Genomic DNA, 15,724 nt, shown 5'->3' on the forward strand with positions numbered 1-15,724 from the left:
CAATGGGTGCTGCTCATGGCCGCGCCGCGCCACAGTCAGGTCTTGCCGCGGCTTTTCTACGGGACGGTCCTCTGGCTGGTGAACGTGCGGGTGAAGGTGAGCGGTCGGAAACCCGGCGAGATCGCTGCCCTGGTGGTTACCAATCATGTCTCGTGGACGGATATTCCAGCACTCGGCGCGCTATTCCCGGCCGCCTTCGTCGCCAAAAGTGAGGTCGGGCGCTGGCCGATCATCCGCACGTTCGCGCGGCTCGTGAATACGATCTTTGTCGATCGAACCGCGCGGCGGACGATCCCAGCGACGAATGCCGCCATGCTGGCGGCGATCGCGAAGGGCGTGCATGTCGTCCTGTTTCCCGAGGCGACGACTCATGCGGATGGGCCGCACCTGTTTCATTCCGCGCATTTCGCAATCGTCGAGGACTTGGAGAAAAGCGGGCAAGCTTACGCTATCCAGCCTATCGCGATCCGCTATTCGGCGCCCTATGCGCCCTGGATCGGCGATGACGCGCTGCTGCCGCACGTCATCACGCTGATGAAAAATCCGCCTCTCACCTGCGAACTGATCTTCTGCAATCCAATTGTGCTCACAGCCCCGTTGACGCGCCGCGCGGTGGCGGAAGGATGTTTCGAGCGGATTACGGCAGCCTATCGCGCCTAAACCTCGATTAGCCCGCGCTTCTTGAGCAACGGCTCTGTCGCGGCCGGACGGCCACGGAACGCCACATAGGCCGCCTCCGGATCGGCACGATTGCCGGCAGAATAGACATATTGTTTCAGACGCGTCGCCACGGCGGGATCGAAAATATCGCCCGCTTCCGCGAAGGCAGCAAAGCCATCCGCATCGAGAACTTCCGACCACAGGTAAGAGTAATAGCCCGACGAATAGCCGTCGCCGGCGAAGACGTGGGTGAAATGCGGCAGACGGTGACGCATCGCGATCGCCGCCGTCATCCCGAGTTCTGCGAGCTTGGCCTGCTCGAACGCAACAATGTCGAGATTGTCCAAATCTGGCGTGCTATGCAGCGCTAGATCGACGAGCGCCGAGGCGGTATATTCAACAGTAAGAAAACCCTGATTGAACTGCCGCGCCGCGATGACCCTCTGAATCAGAGCTTCGGGCATCGGCTCGCCTGTCTGATAATGGCGCGCGAAGTGGCGCAGGATTTCGCTTTGCTCGAACCAGTGCTCGTAAAGCTGCGAGGGGAATTCGACGAAATCCGACGCGACATTGGTGCCGGCGAGCGATGGGAACGTCACGTCCGACAACAGCCCATGCAACGCGTGGCCAAATTCGTGGAAAAGTGTGCGCGCGTCATCGAAGCTTAAGAGACAAGCCTCGCCGGGCGCCGGCTTCACGAAATTCAACACATTGACGATGATCGGCAGGATCTCGCCGTCGAGCTTCTGCTGATCGCGATAGGCGCCCATCCAGGCGCCGCCATGTTTCGAGGCCCGCGCAAAATAATCGCCAATGAAAAGGCCGATGGTGCGCCCCGCAACATCGCGCACGGTCCAGACGCGCGCGTCGGGATGATAGAGCGCGATATCTTTGCGTTCCTCGAAGCTCAGGCCGAAAAGCTTTTGCGCGGTGAAGAAGACCGCGGCAATCATCTGTTCGAGCGGCAGGTATGGTTTGAACGCCGCCTCGTCGAGATCGAACGCCGCCTTGCGGCGCTTCTCGGCATAATAACGCCAGTCCCACGGCCGAAGCGTGAAATTGCCGCCTTCCGCCGTGACGAGGTCTTGCAGCGCCGCCTGTTCGCGCAAAGCGCGCGCGCGGCCGCGTGTCCAGACTTCATCGAGCAAGCTTTGCGCCGCGGCCGGACGTGCGGCCATCATGTCGGCAAGGCGATAATCGGCATAGCTGGCATGGCCAAGGCGCCGCGCTTTTTCGGCGCGCAATTTCACCATCTCGGCCGCGATGGCGCGATTGTCGCTCGGGCCATCATTCTCGCCGCGCGCGACCCAGGCGCGAAACACCTGTTCGCGCAGATCACGCCGTGATGACATTTGCAGGAACGGCTCGATCGACGAGCGCGCCAGCGTGACGACATATTTGCCTTCGTGGCCGCGTTGCGTCGCTGTCTCGGCGGCGGCAGCGCGCTGCCAATCCGGCAGGCCCTCGAGATCGGCTTCGTCGAGGATCAACGCGAAAGCATTCTCATCGGCGAGCACGTTCTGCGAAAATTGCGTGCCGAGCGTCGCAAGTCTTTCGCCAATCTCGGCGAGCCGCGCTTTCGCGTCTGGCGATTGCCCGGCCCCGGCGCGACGGAAGCCAATGTGATGACGCTCCAGCGCGCGCAATTCCTCTGTGTCGAGGCCAAGCGTGTCTCGTTGCTGCCACAACGTATCGATCCGCGCGAACAGCGCATCGTTGAGATGAATTTCGGACTCATGCGCGGCAAAGAGAGGCGCGACATCGCGCTCAACCGCTTCGATGTCATCGTTCGTATCAGCGCCAGTGAGATTGAAGAAGACACTCGCGATCCGGCTGAGAAGCTGACCCGAGCGCTCCAGCGCCACGATCGTGTTCTCGAATGTCGGGTTCGCCGGATCATCGGTGATCGCGGCAATCTCGGCTTTATGCGCGGCGAAAGCCTGCGCGAAAGCGGGCGGAAAATCATCCGGCTTGATCGCCGCGAAAGGCGCCAGGCCAAACGGGCCAGTCCAGTTTTCGAGCAGGGGATTTTGCGTGTCGTGCGTCATCGGTCATCCAAATTGATTGATCCGATGAATATGGGCGACCGGACGTCGCCGCGCTACCTCTTCTCAATCAGCGCGGGATTTCTTACGAAAAACCGGCGTCCGCTTTTTCGTATCCCGCTATCTCTGCGTGAGAACCGTCCGGCAGGCGGCGGGGAGATCAGCCAGCGTCAACGCCGGCCGCGGCCGCACTGGGCCAAGCTGTGGACGCGGATGCAATATGCCCTCCGAAAACCAATAGGCGAGCGATGCATGGTCGCACCCGTCGCCCGGTGGCACCGGATCCTGCCCCTCGCAGGACGCTTCGCCAGCCGGACAGACAAGCCGGACATGGAAATGGTAATCGTGACCGAAGAATGGGCGCACCTTATGCAGCCAAGCGCGATCCGGCCCAGCCTCGCGACAGAGCGCTTTCTTGATCGCTGCGTTGACGAAGATGCGCTGGACCTCCGGGTCTTCGGCGGCGGCCTTGATCACTTCGAGGTGGCCCGGCGTCCAATAGCGCGGATCGACATCCAGCCGGTCTGCCCGCACGACGTTGGTGGACATCATCTCCTCGCGCTGCTCCCGCGAGAGTGTGTAAGGTGGCATCGGCTTCAGCCAGATATCGACGTCGAGGCCGATCTGATGCGAGGCATGGCCGGTGATCATCGGGCCGCCGCGCGGCTGCGACATGTCGCCGACAAGAATGCCCGGCCAGCCGCTGACGCGCGGCACCTCGCGCGAAAAACGTTCAAGGAATGAGATGAGCTGCGGCGTGCCCCAATTGCGATTGCGTGACAGCCGCATGACCTGCCAGTCCGGCCCATTGACGGGCAGCGCGATACCGCCGGCAAGACAGCCGCGCGAATAAAACCCGATGCTGCGCGTTGCCGCCTCACTTGGCGAGAGAACACGGCCGAAGAGCTGCTTGGCGGGCGTCGAAGGCCCGGCATGCGTGAGGGGAGGCAGTTTTCTCGCGTGCAGCGTTCCGAGATCCTGCGCGCTGCCCTCGATGGTTGCGAGGCCAGTGACACTCAAAACTCCGAGAGCGAGAACCAGAAACCTGCGCATGTGCCTGCCCCTCCACGCCGGCATGTAATCCGCCGGCGGAATGTTTGCGCGACTCTGCTTAACGCTAACTATTTACGACGAGAGAATTCACCGCGTCCTCCGCCGCGTTAATGTGGTGCCCCGTCAACCTTACTTGCACACAGGAGTTTACGCAGCGAAGACAGTGTGACACGAATACAGCATTCCTGTGGTAACGCGGTGCCATGCACCGCTTGGGGATGCGTAATGCGTAAGTCTGCCGGGTTTTTTCTTGCGCTGGCCGGCGTGTTTCTATTGTCGCCCGCGCAGGCCAAAGTCATGATCGACATCGATCTGAGCGCCCAGACGATGCATGTCGAAGGCTCGGGCGGTACGTATGATTGGCCGATCTCATCGGCCCGTGACGGTTATGCGACGCCCGATGGTACCTTCTCGGTGCAGAGCCTCCAGACGATCCATTATTCAAAAAAATATTATCACTCACCCATGCCGCATTCGATCTTCTTCGACGGAGGCTACGCAATTCACGGCACTTACGAGACCGCGTGGCTCGGGCGGCCGGCGTCGCATGGCTGCGTACGGATTTCGCCGCAGAACGCGGCGACACTTTTCGAAATGGTGAAGGAAGAAGGCGCGATGATCCATATCACCGGCCAGCCGCCGGAAACGCATTATGGCTCGGTCCAGCACCGCCATCGTATTTATGCCGCTGCCCCGCGCGCTTGGGGCGCGCAGGCGCCGGGCTATAGCGGCGGCTGGGGTTACGCGCCGCAACGGCCGCAATGGGACGAGAGCCCGTATGGCCAAGAGCAAAATTACTATTATGGCGAAGACCAGTAGCCGCGCATCAGGTCAATAGATCGAGCAGCGCCGGAATGAGCGGCGCATCGGCCGGCGGCATCGGATAATCGCGCAGATTGTGCGGCCTGACCCATTTGAGCGCCTGAGCCTCGCGCGACATGAGTTGCCCGCGCCAGCGCCGGCAGACATAGAGTGGCATCAGCAGATGGAAATCCGGATAAGCGTGGCTCGCGAAGGTGAGCGGCGCGAGACAGGCTTCCTCAACCTCGATTCCAAGTTCTTCATGGAGTTCGCGGATCAACGCGGCTTCCGGGCGCTCGCCCTCATGCAGCTTCCCGCCGGGAAATTCCCAGAGGCCCGCAAGCTGCTTGCCTTCCGGGCGCTGGGCGATCAGCACGCGGCTGTCGGCATCGATGAGCGCGGCAGCGACGACAAGCAGCAACCTCATGCGACCGCCTGACTAGCGCGCAGCTTTTCAATCGTACCAGGCAAATCCGCCATGCTTGTCAACACCGCGTCCGCGCCCGCCGCGTGCAAGGCTGCCACGAGTGTATCATCGGCGTGACTTGCCCCGGCAAAGCCGACGACAGACATTCCGGCCCGGCGTGCCGCGAGAACGCCCGGCGTGGAATCTTCGATGACGATCGTCTCGCGTGGTGCAACGCCCATCGATTTCGCGGCAAAGAGGAAAAGATCAGGTGCAGGCTTGCCTTCGGCCACCTGTTCGGCGCTGAAGACATGATCGTCAAACAAGGGCGCGAGCCCGGTCACCTCAAGCGAGAGCGCGATCCGCTCCGGCGGCGAGGACGAGGCGACACAGATCGGCTTTTCCAAATGCGCGATCGCGTCTTTCACGCCAGCAACAGGCCGCAGCTCGCGGCGAAACCGCTCGAACAGCAGCACCTTCATGCGCGCACCCATGTCGGCAGGAATGGGATGACCAAGTTCCGTTTCGATCTCGGCTAGAACGTCCGGCGTGCGGCGTCCCATGAAGCGTTGACGGCATTCCGCCAGCGACATTGGTTTGCCAAGTGTCGCCAGCATCTGCCGCAAGACATCGAAGGCGATGACTTCCGAATCGACGAGCACGCCGTCGCAATCAAAGATGAGCAACGTCATACCGCGTTCTCCGCCAGAATAGCGCCGATCTCGCCTTTGGTCTTGGCGGCGTAATCCGCGGTCATCGCCCGGCGCGGCAAGGTCACATCGATATTGCCGACGATCTCCGCCGGGCGATGCCCGAGCAGGATGATATGGTCGGCGAGGCGCACGGCTTCATCGATATCGTGTGTAACGAGCAGCGTCGTGACTTGAGTCTGCTCGACGAGCGCGACAAGCTCGTCCGCGAGCCGTCGCGCAAGCACGGCATCGAGCGAAACAAACGGCTCATCGAGCACAAGCAGATTGGGTTTGATGGCGAAGGCCCGCGCCAGCGCGACGCGGCGGGCCTGACCAAGCGACAATTCGCCGGGGAAGTTGCGCAAATGATCGCCGACGCCGAGATCGTCGGCGATTTTCACAAGATCAACCTCGTTCGCCTGCGGCGCGGCAAGCTTTAGATTGTCGAGCACCGAGCGCCAGGGCAGGAGGCGCGGCTCCTGAAACACCATGCCGATCTTCGTTTCGGGCGGCAGCGTCACGCGGCCTTCGAAATCGCGATCAAGGCCGATGATGATGCGCAAGAGCGTCGTCTTGCCATAACCCGAAGGGCCGACAAGTGCGTAGATTTTGCCGACATCGAGCGTCAGCGTGAAATCGCGCAGCACTTCGCGCACCTCGCCCGTCGCGGCGCGGAAAGCCTTGCGCTTGATGAAGACTTCAAGCTGCTTTGAGTCGCCAGCGAGAGACATGATTCTCGAGAGGTTGCACGAGGAAAGTTTCAATCGCCAGCATGATCGCGACGAAGGGCAGCGCATAGGCAAGCAATAGCGCGACATCGAAAAGCTGGAAGGCGCTGCCGATCTCGAAGCCGACGCCGTTCGAGCGGCCCATCAGCTCGACGACGAGCACGATCTTCCAGACGAGAGAGAGGCCGGCGCGCGTCGCCGCCGCGATATAGGGCGCAAGTTGCGGCAGCACGACATGCCGGATGCGTGTCTGCCAAGGCATCGCAAAGACCGTCGCCATTTCTTCGAGGCCTGGGTCGAGCGCGCGGGCGCCCTCGCGAATGGTCACCACCGTATTGGGAAATTTATTCAACGCCACCGCAAGCACCGCGGCAACATCGGTCAATCCCAGCCAGACATAGGCGAGGACGATGATCACCAGCGCCGGAAGGTTCAGGAGAATGACGAGCCATGGATCGCCGAGCCGGTCGAACGTCCTGTTCCGCCCCATCAAGATGCCGAAAATCGTGCCAAGTACCATCGCAAGCGTGAAGGCAGCGATAACGCGCGCGAGCGTCGTGGCGAGGTTGAAATAAAGCGCGTGCGTATGCGCTTCGCGACCCATAACGGCGAGAACAGTGAGCGGCGGCGGCAAAAGCCGCGTGTCGGCTACCATCGAGGCCGCCTGCCACAACCCAATCAGCACGAGAAGCGACAGAAGCCTCAGCAGCACGTCATTTGCCCGCTGCGTCTTTATAGAACGTCCCGGCGTCAAGGTCCGCAGCCGGGCCGACAAGCTTGGCGCCGCCAATCCCGGCGAGCACCAGATAAAGCTTGCGCGCGTCCGCCTCTTCATCCGCGACCGAACGATGCGCGGCGCCCTCCAGATAACGCTTGCGGTAGATCTCAAGCGCCGCGGGATCGGTGACGCCGATCTTTTCGCCGATCTTTTTCCAATCCTCCGTCGAATGCGCCAGAATATCCTGCGCCTGCGCCGTCATCGCAAAGAAGCGACGCAAAAGGTCCGCATGGCTCGCGGCATAAGTCTCGTCGAACACATAGCCGACCATGGCAACCCGGCCGCTGGCGCCGAGCGCCTTTTCGACATCCTCAATACCGATCAGTCGCTTAAAGCCCTTGGTTTCAAGCGCCGCACAGAAATTCCAGAAATTGAGCGTCGCATCGTCCTTGCGCTGCAGGCTTTCCTGCAAAAGCAGCGGCGGCGCCCCGTAGAGAATTGTCGCATCCGAGTCGAGATCGACATCGGAATTTTTAGCATAGGCCTGAAGCAGCAGCCAGCTCTTGTCGAGCGGCCCACCGGCAACGCCGAGCTTCTTGTCCTTGAGATCGGCGAGCGTCTTGATCGGCGAACCCGGCGGCACCATCACAGCGCCGAGCGTGCTCGAATAGGGATAGAATTTGAGTTTGCCGCCAAGGCTGCGCTCGCGCGACACCCACAGCCAATCGGAGAGGATCACGTCGGCCGAGCCGCCCATGATCGCGACCTTGCCGGCTTCGGTCGTCGCAAGTTCCGTGACATCCAGATCGATACCGGCCTTTTTGTCGAGGCCGTGATCTTTGATGACGTCCAGTTCCCAGGAAAAAGTACCTGCCTTTTGTGCCGCGATCCGCAGAGTGTCAGCAGCCTGCGCGACGCCGACGCCAGCGAGCAGAAAACCGAGGCAAAAAGCCGCAATCTTACGGAAGGAGCGAAGAGAATGGTTCGAGCCGGCGAACCAAACGCGGGAAAGATCGTTCATCGTTGTGTCACTCGCTCATTCACAATTAAGTTGCGCATTGCCATCCCGCGACAGATCGGGCTACCACATTTGTTGGAAGCGCTCTAAATTGGCGCCCGCTGGCGAGAGGCGCCTGGACTAGGGGAAGGAAACGATGAAGCAGAACATTATCGTCTTTGCTGCGGCCGGATTGTTTGCGATGGCTGGCTTGGCGCATCCCGCCTATGCCGCGGGTGATGTCGCAGCCGGCGAACAGCTTTTCGGCCACACGTGCAATCTTTGCCATCAGATCGGCCCCGGCGCGAAGAATTTCGTCGGTCCTGAGTTGAACGGCCTCAACGGCCGCAAGGCCGGTACGGTAGCCGGTTACGATTATTCCGACGCAATGAAGAAGTCCGGCGTCACGTGGGGCGAAGATTCGTTCAAGAAATACATCACCAATCCGCAGGCCGACATTCCGGGCGTGAAGATGATCTTCGCTGGCCTCACCAAGCACAGCCAGCGCGATAACATCTGGGCCTATATTTCTCAGTTCAAGGCGGACGGCTCCAAGTAAAGCCGCGATACGCTGCACAAGATGCCAAACGCTCCGGTCCTTGCCGGAGCGTTTTTGTTTTGGGGCCGCGCTCATTCGGCAGCTCCGCCGCGGCGGATGAGCATCCCGCGCGAGGGATCGTAAGCCAGGATCGCCGCGCCCAGGAAGACCACCAGACAGCCGGCGACGACGCCGAGCGACAACCAATCGACTTGCAGATAAAACGCGAAGCGGATCAGCTCGACCGCGTAGGTAAACGGGTTGAACTGGCAGACCGTCGCGAGCCAGGGCGAGCCTTCCTGCACCTTCCAGATCGGATAGAGCGCGCTCGAGGCGAAGAACATCGGGAAGATGACGAAATTCATCACGCCGGCGAAGTTCTCGAGTTGGCGCACCATCGACGAAAGCGCCATGCCGAGCGCACCGAGCATCAGGCCGGAGAGCAGCAGCGCCGGCAGCACCGCCACATAGCCCCAGAGCGAATCCGGCTCGATCCCCCAGAAATAGGCGATGAGCAGATACGCATAGACCTGAAGGATCGAGACCGCCGTGCCTGCGAGCAGTTTCGAGGTCAAGAGATACCAGCGCGGCAACGGGCTCACGAGCAGCGTGCGCATGTTGCCAGTCTCGCGATCGTAGACCATCGACAGCGACGATTGCATGCCGTTGAAGAGCTGGATCATCGCCATCAAACCAGGCGTGATATAGACGTCGTAGAGAATATAGGTCTGGTATGGCGGAATGATCGAGACGCCGAGCACCGAACGAAAACCGGCGGCGAAAATGAAGAGCCAGACAAGCGGCCGCACCAGCGCTGAGACAAAGCGCCCGCGTTGATGAACGAAGCGCAACGCTTCACGCCAGATGATGCCGCCCATGCAGATCAGATATTGTGCGAACGTGAAACCGCGCCGCGGCTGCGTCGTCACACTTGTCACGGCGCAACTCCCTGGCTGATGTCGGCACCCGTGATCTTGACGAAGGCGCTGCGCATATCCGTGCTGCAGGTGCGCGCGATAATGTCGCTTGCGATGCCTTGATCGAGCACTTTGCCTTGATGCAGCACGACGACGGAATCGGTCAGCGCGATTTCGTCGATCAGGTGCGTGGTCCACAAAACGCCGACGCCCTCGACATTGATGAGACTGCGGACCTGCGAGATGATGTCGGCCCGGGCCTTGATGTCGAGACCGACCGTCGGCTCGTCGAGCAGCAGCAATTGCGGCTGATGCAGAAAGGCACGCGCGATTTCGACGCGGCGGATCAAGCCGCCGGAAAGATTGCGCACTTTTTCCTTGGCGCGATCGGAAAGCCCGGCGCGCGTCAGGACTTCGGCCATGCGGCGCTTGGCTTCGAATGGGCCGATGCCATGCAGCGCGGCGTGGTAGATCAGATTTTGCGTAACACTCAGTTCGAGATCGAGCGTGCGCGCCTGGAATACGACGCCGAGCCGGCGCAAAGCTTCACCGCTTTGGCGGTCGACGTCATAGCCGAAGATTTTGATCGTGCCGGTGCGCGTGACGTAAAGCCGGGTGATCAGCGAAAAGAGCGTGCTCTTGCCGGCGCCGTTCAATCCGAGGAGCACCGTGAACGTGCCCGGCGCAACATTGAACGACACATCGTCGAGAGCTTTGCGTTTGCCGTAAAAATGCGTGACGTTCTGGACTTCGAGCGCGGGAGGGCTCGCAGACGTCTGCGTCAGCACTCCGGCCTCGTTCTGCAACGCTTCTTCCCTCTGAACTGACATTCTTACCATTCGTATTATGCACTGACGACCGGGAATAAATGGTAATTCCGCGCGGCTTTTATCACGCGATATTGGGAAACATCTATCACCGATACGTCATCCCACATACCAGCGGGCTTGTAAGATATTTGTTCAGTCGCGCTCGCCGGCGGGCAGTAGAGCGAGCATTGAATCCTCGTCCGGCTGCGCCGCCACGTCGATATGCGGCAGATTGAGTTCGCGCAACGGAATTGCCGCGTCCTCGGAAATCGCAATGTGGTGCAGGGCGGCAGGATCGAAACCCTCGGCTTCGAGCAATTCCAGAAAAATAGCCGTGCTGCGTTGAGAATAATGCAAAACTGCGCTGACCGTGCCCTCGTCCAGGGCCGCAAGCGCCGCATCGCTCAGGCGTGAGGCGGCGGCTGCCGCGTAGGTTTCGAGAACGTCGAGTGTGAAACCTGCATCGACGCACATTCTTTCAAGCTTCGGCTTGCGCTCGCGCCCGGCGAGATAGAGCGCCCGCGTGTATGAACGCAATTGCGCGATGAGCTTCGGCGCCAGGTCCTTCGCCGTGTCGGCCATCACAGCAGGACCCGCAAAGCCCGTGAGACGCGCGGCCTCACACGTCTTCTCGCCGACGAGATAGAGCGGTATCAGCCGGCGCGCTTCGGCCGTCGGGAAATCCGGCTGCGCCAGCAAAGCCTCAAAAGCGCGGGCGCTCGTCGCCACGACAAGATCGATCGTTCCGCGCGGCCACAGATTATCCGTTGGGACGACTTCAACGACCGGCGACAACAATGCCTCGTGCCCAAGGACGGACAGCACAGCGGCTGTCTCATGAGCTTGCTCAGCAGGCCGGGTGATGAGAACTTGCATGGGTCGCCAGTCCCGTCATAGAGCCAAAAAGCCGGGCGGTGCTTGTGCGAGAAGCTCGCGAGCTGCGCTCTCGCCAAGATGCTGCGGATCAGCGAGCGAGCCTTGAACCTGCGTCGCGAAATGCTGTGAGCCATCCGGCCGCAAGATGATCGCGCGCAGATGCAGCACGTCGTTTTCGAGCCAGGCGTGACCGCCGATTGGCGTGCGGCAGGAGCCGTCGAGAACCTGAAGCAACGCGCGTTCGCAGGCAAGCGCAACGGCCGTCTCTGCATCGAGAATCGGTTTGAGGGCGGCCGCGACCGTCGCATCGCCGCTGCGAGCCGTAATGGCGATTGCGCCCTGCCCGACGGCAGGAACGAAATCATGCGTGTCGAGCAATGCCGTCGCCTTGTCGGTCAGGTTCAGACGCTTCAGCCCTGCAAGCGCCAGGATCGTCGCGTCGATCTCTCCGCGCTCGATCTTGGCAAGCCGCGTTTCGACATTGCCGCGCAAAAGCGTAATCGCGAGATCGGACCGCAGCCGTAGAAGCATCGCGCTCCGCCGCAACGACGCCGTGCCGACGACGCTGCCCGACGGCAACGCACGTGGGTCCTTCGCCTTGTTGGAAATCCAGGCATCGCGCGCATCTTCGCGGGGCAGATAGCCGGCAATGTCGATGCCTTGCGGCAAATAGGTCGGCAAATCTTTGGCGGAATGGACGGCGATGTCGATGTCGCCATGCATAAGCGCGCTATCCAGCTCTTTGGTGAAGAGCCCTTTGCCGCCCGATTCGCCGAGCGCGCGATCCTGAATCTGATCGCCGGTCGTGCGGATGACGATGATTTCCATCAGAGGCGCCTGGGCGCCCAGCGCCGCCGCGAGGCTTTGCTTGACCTGGTTGGCCTGCGTCAGCGCCAGAGGACTGCCGCGCGTACCTATTCTCAGTCGCGCCGGGGGGGCGCCTGCCGCAAGAGAATCGGGAATTGTCAATTTCCTCGTATTTTGGGGTAGATGTGAAGGACGGGGTGTCTTTTGCACCAAAAGCCAGCCCTAAACCAGCCTGAGGGCTTTAGGTTGGACGAGATCGATACTATCCCTTTGCGGCGAGGCGGTGGCATCGGCTGTTTCTCCAAGCTATTGAGATCATTCATGCGTTTTCTCGGGATCGAAACCACCTGCGACGAGACGGCAGCCGCCGTCGTCGCCCTTAGACCGGAGGGCGGCGGCGAAATCCTCTCGAACGAGGTGTTCAGCCAGATCGCCGAACATCAGGCCTATGGCGGCGTCGTTCCGGAGATCGCGGCGCGCGCCCATATCGAAGTGCTCGACCGGTTGATTGTGCGGGCACTTGAAGATGCCAAGCTCGAGCTTGCCGACCTCGACGGAATTGCTGCCGCCGCCGGCCCCGGCCTCATCGGTGGCGTGATCATCGGGCTCACGACGGGAAAAGCATTGGCGTTGGCCGCGCGCAAACCCTTCGTCGCCGTCAACCATCTCGAAGCCCACGCGCTCACCGCGCGGCTCGCCGGCGGTCTGGATTTTCCCTATCTGCTGCTGCTCGTCTCGGGCGGCCACACCCAGCTCGTCGCGGTGCGTGGCGTCGGCGATTATCTGCGGCTCGGCGCGACGGTTGACGACGCTGTCGGCGAAGCTTTCGACAAGGTCGCGAAAATGCTCGGCCTGCCCTATCCCGGCGGCCCGCAGGTGGAGCGCGAAGCTCTGAAAGGCGACCCGACGCGTTTCGACTTCCCGCGCCCGATGCTCGGTCGACCGAAACCCGATTTTTCTTTCTCGGGACTGAAAACCGCCGTGCGGCTCGAAGCCGAGAAAATCGCGCCGCTCAATCCTGCCGCCGTCGCCGATCTCTGCGCCTCGTTCCAGGCCGCCGTGGTCGATACGCTGGTGGACCGGCTGCGCGCCGGCATCCGCGTCTTCGGCGAGCGCGTCGGGCCGTGTCAGGCGATGGTCGTCGCCGGAGGCGTCGCTGCCAATTCGGCGATCCGCCGCGCGCTGATGCGCTTTTGCGGCGAGAGCGGCCTGCGGCTCATCGTGCCGCCGGTCGCGCTTTGCACCGACAATGGCGCGATGATCGCGTGGGCGGGAATCGAACGCCTGCGGCTCGGGCTCAGCGACGACATGACCTTCGCCGCGCGGCCGCGCTGGCCGCTCGATAGCGACGCCGAAACTCTCCATCACGGCAAGGCCTGAATGCCGGAACGGACGCATATCGCCGTGCTGGGCGCAGGCGCCTGGGGCACGGCGCTCGCCAATCTCGCTGCCCGCAATGCGGCCAAGGTTCACCTTTGGGCGCATGATGCGACCCATGTTGCTGAAATGGCCGCGACCGGCGTCAATGCGCGGCGCCTGCCGGGGGTGCCGCTCGCGTTCAATATCGTGCCGACGGCGTCGCTTGAAGATGTCGCGAATGCCGACGTGATTCTTCTCGCCGTTCCGGCGCAGGCGGTTCGCGAGACGGCAAATGCGCTGATCGAGATCGTCGCGCCGGGCGTTCCGTTGATCGTCTGCGCGAAGGGAATCGAACGCGCGACCGGCCTGTTTCTCAGCGACGTAATGGCGGAAGTCCTGCCAGCGCATCCGCAGGCCGTGCTCTCCGGGCCAAGCTTCGCCGAAGATGTCGCGAAAACCTTGCCGACGGCGGTGACGCTTGCCGCAGCCGATGACGCCACCGCCGAGGCGCTTGCCGCGACGCTCGCGGCGCCGTGGTTCCGGCTTTATCATTCACGCGATATTCGTGGCGTCGAAATCGGCGGTGCGGCGAAAAACGTCCTCGCCATCGCAAGCGGCATCGCCGCAGGTCGCGGCCTCGGCGCCAGTGCGGGTGCGGCGTTGATCGCACGCGGCTTCGCCGAACTTTCGCGCTTCGGCCGGGCCTTCGGCGCCGATATCGCGACGCTTGCCGGCCTCTCCGGCCTCGGCGACTTGGTACTTACGTGCAGCTCGGGCCAATCACGCAATTTCGCGCTCGGCCTTGCGCTTGGACGCGGCGCCGATGTCGCGACGGCAACCAGCGACGGCAAGCTGACGGAAGGCGTCTTCACCAGCGGCGTGCTGGTCGATCTCGCACATCAAAAGAATATCGACATGCCGATTTGCGAAGCCGTCGATGCGGTGCTTGCCGAGCGCATCAGCATCGATGCAGCGATCGAGGCGCTGCTGGCACGCCCGCGCAAGGCGGAATTCATCGGCGCGCGTTCAGACGAAAGGTGACAGATGGCGCATTGGCTGTTGAAGAGCGAACCGACAAGCTGGTCCTGGCAGCAACAGGTTGAAGCTGGCGCCAAAGGCACGTTCTGGAATGGCGTGCGCAACCACAGCGCCAAGCTGCATCTGATGGCGATGAAGGTCGGCGAGCACGCCTTCTTCTATCATTCGAACGAAGGCAAGGAGATCGTCGGCATCGTAACGATCATCAAGCCCTATTATCCCGATCCGAGCGACGAGAGCGGAAAGTTCGGCATGGTCGATGTCCGTGCCGACAAGCCGCTGAAACATCCGGTGACGTTAGAGGCGATCAAGGCCGAGCCGCATCTGAAAGACATGGTGCTGGTCAACAATTCGCGGCTTTCCGTGCAGCCGGTGACGGACGCCGAATGGAAACTCATCTGCAAGATGGGTGGGGTTTAGCTTGACGTCCAAGGCTGCGAACGGGCAGATGCTGTCTCATCCCACACCCGCTGCAGAGTAAATAATGATCCGTTCCGCCCTGATGAATGTCATGACCGCCGCCGCATTGAAGGCGGGGCGCGGGCTGAAGCGCGATTTCGGCGAAGTCGAAAATCTGCAAGTCTCGGTGAAAGGCCCAGGCGATTTCGTCACCGCGGCAGACCGGAAATCCGAGAAAACCCTGTTCGAGGAACTCTCCAAGGCACGGCCGGGCTATGGTTTCGTGCTCGAAGAATCCGGCATCGTCGAAGGCACCGACAAGTCGCACACCTGGTATATCGACCCGCTCGACGGCACGACGAATTTTCTGCACGGCCTGCCGATCTTCGCGATCTCGATTGGTCTGGCGCGTGAAGGCCAGATCGTCGCTGGCCTCGTCTACAATCCTGCGACCGAGGACATGTATATCGCCGAAAAAGGCCAGGGCGCCTATCACAACAATCGCCGCCTGCGCGTCGCGGCGCGACGCAATTTCGGCGATGCCTTGATCGGTTGCGGCGTGCCGCATCCGGGCAAGAAAGGCCACGTCGGCTTCCGCGCCGAATTTGCCGCCGTCATGGCGCGGGCCTCCAATCTGCGCCGCCTCGGCGCCGCAGCGATCGACCTCTGTTATGTCGCGCAAGGCTCTTACGACGGGTTCTGGGAGCGCGAACTGCAACCCTGGGACATTGCAGCCGGCATTTTGATCATCAAGGAAGCCGGCGGCTATGTCACCGATGCCGACGGCAATCCGGACATGCTGACGACGGGCTCGATCTGCGCCGGAAACGAGGCGATCCATTCGCAATTGCTGACGCTGATCCGCGCCGCCAAATAACGGC

At 61.7% G+C, this 15,724-nt stretch carries 18 protein-coding genes; 7 read left to right on the forward strand and 11 right to left on the reverse strand.

Annotated elements, in window-relative coordinates:
- Positions 1 to 15: 15 nt before the first annotated feature.
- On the forward strand, positions 16 to 660 hold the full coding sequence (locus WDN02_RS04430) for a lysophospholipid acyltransferase family protein (protein ID WP_337292351.1): 645 nt from the start codon (positions 16 to 18) through the stop codon (positions 658 to 660).
- Here the strand turns inward: WDN02_RS04430 and WDN02_RS04435 are convergent.
- Together WDN02_RS04435 and mepA are read right to left on the reverse strand one after the other, a co-directional pair.
- Positions 657 to 2,708: a M3 family metallopeptidase gene (locus WDN02_RS04435; protein ID WP_337292352.1), complete on the reverse strand. Its 2,052-nt coding sequence runs from the start codon at positions 2,706 to 2,708 to the stop codon at positions 657 to 659. The two genes, WDN02_RS04430 and WDN02_RS04435, sit on opposite strands and share 4 nt — an antisense overlap.
- Positions 2,709 to 2,825: 117 nt before the next feature.
- Entirely contained in the window at positions 2,826 to 3,758 is a 933-nt protein-coding gene (gene mepA / locus WDN02_RS04440; protein WP_337292353.1) for a penicillin-insensitive murein endopeptidase, read from the reverse strand.
- A gap of 225 nt (positions 3,759 to 3,983) precedes the next feature.
- Between mepA and WDN02_RS04445 the strand changes: the two genes are divergently transcribed.
- The gene (locus WDN02_RS04445) at positions 3,984 to 4,577 is read left to right on the forward strand and encodes a L,D-transpeptidase (protein ID WP_337292354.1); all 594 of its coding nucleotides are present in this window, start codon (positions 3,984 to 3,986) and stop codon (positions 4,575 to 4,577) included.
- A 7-nt stretch (positions 4,578 to 4,584) separates the two neighbouring features.
- Here WDN02_RS04445 and mutT read toward each other — a convergent pair whose 3' ends face one another.
- Genes mutT through WDN02_RS04470 form a run of 5 tightly spaced genes read right to left on the reverse strand, consistent with a single transcriptional unit; the run spans position 4,585 to position 8,124 of the window.
- Positions 4,585 to 4,986 (reverse strand): 8-oxo-dGTP diphosphatase MutT, encoded by a 402-nt coding sequence (gene mutT, locus WDN02_RS04450; RefSeq protein ID WP_337292355.1) that lies wholly within the window; start codon positions 4,984 to 4,986, stop codon positions 4,585 to 4,587.
- Positions 4,983 to 5,657, reverse strand: a complete 675-nt coding sequence (locus WDN02_RS04455) for an HAD-IA family hydrolase (protein ID WP_337292356.1) — start codon at positions 5,655 to 5,657, stop codon at positions 4,983 to 4,985. The genes mutT and WDN02_RS04455 overlap by 4 nt, the downstream gene beginning before the upstream one ends.
- Positions 5,654 to 6,388 (reverse strand): ATP-binding cassette domain-containing protein, encoded by a 735-nt coding sequence (locus WDN02_RS04460; protein ID WP_337292357.1) that lies wholly within the window; start codon positions 6,386 to 6,388, stop codon positions 5,654 to 5,656. Before WDN02_RS04460 ends, WDN02_RS04455 begins: the two co-directional genes overlap by 4 nt.
- Positions 6,357 to 7,094, reverse strand: coding sequence for an ABC transporter permease subunit (locus WDN02_RS04465; protein ID WP_337294862.1), 738 nt, complete (start codon positions 7,092 to 7,094; stop codon positions 6,357 to 6,359). Before WDN02_RS04465 ends, WDN02_RS04460 begins: the two co-directional genes overlap by 32 nt.
- A 4-nt stretch (positions 7,095 to 7,098) precedes the next feature.
- Positions 7,099 to 8,124 (reverse strand): ABC transporter substrate-binding protein, encoded by a 1,026-nt coding sequence (locus tag WDN02_RS04470; RefSeq protein WP_337292358.1) that lies wholly within the window; start codon positions 8,122 to 8,124, stop codon positions 7,099 to 7,101.
- A gap of 133 nt (positions 8,125 to 8,257) precedes the next feature.
- Here WDN02_RS04470 and WDN02_RS04475 point away from each other — a divergent pair, with 133 nt between their 5' ends.
- Positions 8,258 to 8,659: a c-type cytochrome gene (locus WDN02_RS04475; protein ID WP_337292359.1), complete on the forward strand. Its 402-nt coding sequence runs from the start codon at positions 8,258 to 8,260 to the stop codon at positions 8,657 to 8,659.
- A gap of 71 nt (positions 8,660 to 8,730) precedes the next feature.
- Here WDN02_RS04475 and WDN02_RS04480 read toward each other — a convergent pair whose 3' ends face one another.
- From WDN02_RS04480 to hemC, 4 genes are all read right to left on the reverse strand, one after another.
- Positions 8,731 to 9,576: an ABC transporter permease gene (locus WDN02_RS04480; protein WP_337292360.1), complete on the reverse strand. Its 846-nt coding sequence runs from the start codon at positions 9,574 to 9,576 to the stop codon at positions 8,731 to 8,733.
- Positions 9,573 to 10,385, reverse strand: coding sequence for an ABC transporter ATP-binding protein (locus WDN02_RS04485; RefSeq protein ID WP_337292361.1), 813 nt, complete (start codon positions 10,383 to 10,385; stop codon positions 9,573 to 9,575). The genes WDN02_RS04480 and WDN02_RS04485 overlap by 4 nt, the downstream gene beginning before the upstream one ends.
- A 132-nt stretch (positions 10,386 to 10,517) precedes the next feature.
- Positions 10,518 to 11,240, reverse strand: coding sequence for a uroporphyrinogen-III synthase (locus WDN02_RS04490; protein WP_337292362.1), 723 nt, complete (start codon positions 11,238 to 11,240; stop codon positions 10,518 to 10,520).
- A 15-nt stretch (positions 11,241 to 11,255) separates the two neighbouring features.
- Positions 11,256 to 12,209, reverse strand: coding sequence for a hydroxymethylbilane synthase (gene hemC / locus WDN02_RS04495; RefSeq protein WP_337292363.1), 954 nt, complete (start codon positions 12,207 to 12,209; stop codon positions 11,256 to 11,258).
- Between the two features lie 159 nt (positions 12,210 to 12,368).
- On the opposite strand from hemC, the gene tsaD reads away from it, so the two are divergent.
- From tsaD to WDN02_RS04515, 4 genes are all read left to right on the forward strand, one after another.
- Complete coding sequence (gene tsaD / locus WDN02_RS04500; RefSeq protein WP_337292364.1) at positions 12,369 to 13,427, forward strand: tRNA (adenosine(37)-N6)-threonylcarbamoyltransferase complex transferase subunit TsaD; 1,059 nt, start codon at positions 12,369 to 12,371, stop codon at positions 13,425 to 13,427.
- A complete protein-coding gene (locus WDN02_RS04505; RefSeq protein WP_337292365.1) occupies positions 13,428 to 14,447 on the forward strand; it encodes an NAD(P)H-dependent glycerol-3-phosphate dehydrogenase in 1,020 nt (339 codons plus the stop codon).
- A 3-nt stretch (positions 14,448 to 14,450) separates the two neighbouring features.
- The gene (locus tag WDN02_RS04510) at positions 14,451 to 14,864 is read left to right on the forward strand and encodes an EVE domain-containing protein (RefSeq protein ID WP_337292366.1); all 414 of its coding nucleotides are present in this window, start codon (positions 14,451 to 14,453) and stop codon (positions 14,862 to 14,864) included.
- Positions 14,865 to 14,928: 64 nt separating this feature from the next.
- Entirely contained in the window at positions 14,929 to 15,720 is a 792-nt protein-coding gene (locus WDN02_RS04515) for an inositol monophosphatase family protein (protein WP_337292367.1), read from the forward strand.
- The last annotated feature ends 4 nt before the right edge of the window (positions 15,721 to 15,724 follow it).

The organism is Methylovirgula sp. (assembly GCF_037200945.1).
GTDB lineage: Bacteria > Pseudomonadota > Alphaproteobacteria > Rhizobiales > Beijerinckiaceae > Methylovirgula.

Excerpts from the sequence above, each read along its gene's own strand:
- WDN02_RS04470 (WP_337292358.1), bottom strand. The coding sequence starts at position 8,124 with ATGAACGATCTTTCCCGCGTTTGGTTCGCCGGCTCGAACCATTCTCTT.
- WDN02_RS04490 (WP_337292362.1), bottom strand. The coding sequence starts at position 11,240 with ATGCAAGTTCTCATCACCCGGCCTGCTGAGCAAGCTCATGAGACAGCC.
- WDN02_RS04445 (WP_337292354.1), top strand. The coding sequence starts at position 3,984 with ATGCGTAAGTCTGCCGGGTTTTTTCTTGCGCTGGCCGGCGTGTTTCTA.
- mepA (WP_337292353.1), bottom strand. The coding sequence starts at position 3,758 with ATGCGCAGGTTTCTGGTTCTCGCTCTCGGAGTTTTGAGTGTCACTGGC.
- WDN02_RS04435 (WP_337292352.1), bottom strand. The coding sequence starts at position 2,708 with ATGACGCACGACACGCAAAATCCCCTGCTCGAAAACTGGACTGGCCCG.
- WDN02_RS04505 (WP_337292365.1), top strand. The coding sequence starts at position 13,428 with ATGCCGGAACGGACGCATATCGCCGTGCTGGGCGCAGGCGCCTGGGGC.
- WDN02_RS04460 (WP_337292357.1), bottom strand. The coding sequence starts at position 6,388 with ATGTCTCTCGCTGGCGACTCAAAGCAGCTTGAAGTCTTCATCAAGCGC.
- tsaD (WP_337292364.1), top strand. The coding sequence starts at position 12,369 with ATGCGTTTTCTCGGGATCGAAACCACCTGCGACGAGACGGCAGCCGCC.
- WDN02_RS04485 (WP_337292361.1), bottom strand. The coding sequence starts at position 10,385 with ATGTCAGTTCAGAGGGAAGAAGCGTTGCAGAACGAGGCCGGAGTGCTG.
- WDN02_RS04510 (WP_337292366.1), top strand. The coding sequence starts at position 14,451 with ATGGCGCATTGGCTGTTGAAGAGCGAACCGACAAGCTGGTCCTGGCAG.
- WDN02_RS04455 (WP_337292356.1), bottom strand. The coding sequence starts at position 5,657 with ATGACGTTGCTCATCTTTGATTGCGACGGCGTGCTCGTCGATTCGGAA.
- WDN02_RS04515 (WP_337292367.1), top strand. The coding sequence starts at position 14,929 with ATGATCCGTTCCGCCCTGATGAATGTCATGACCGCCGCCGCATTGAAG.
- WDN02_RS04475 (WP_337292359.1), top strand. The coding sequence starts at position 8,258 with ATGAAGCAGAACATTATCGTCTTTGCTGCGGCCGGATTGTTTGCGATG.
- mutT (WP_337292355.1), bottom strand. The coding sequence starts at position 4,986 with ATGAGGTTGCTGCTTGTCGTCGCTGCCGCGCTCATCGATGCCGACAGC.
- WDN02_RS04430 (WP_337292351.1), top strand. The coding sequence starts at position 16 with ATGGCCGCGCCGCGCCACAGTCAGGTCTTGCCGCGGCTTTTCTACGGG.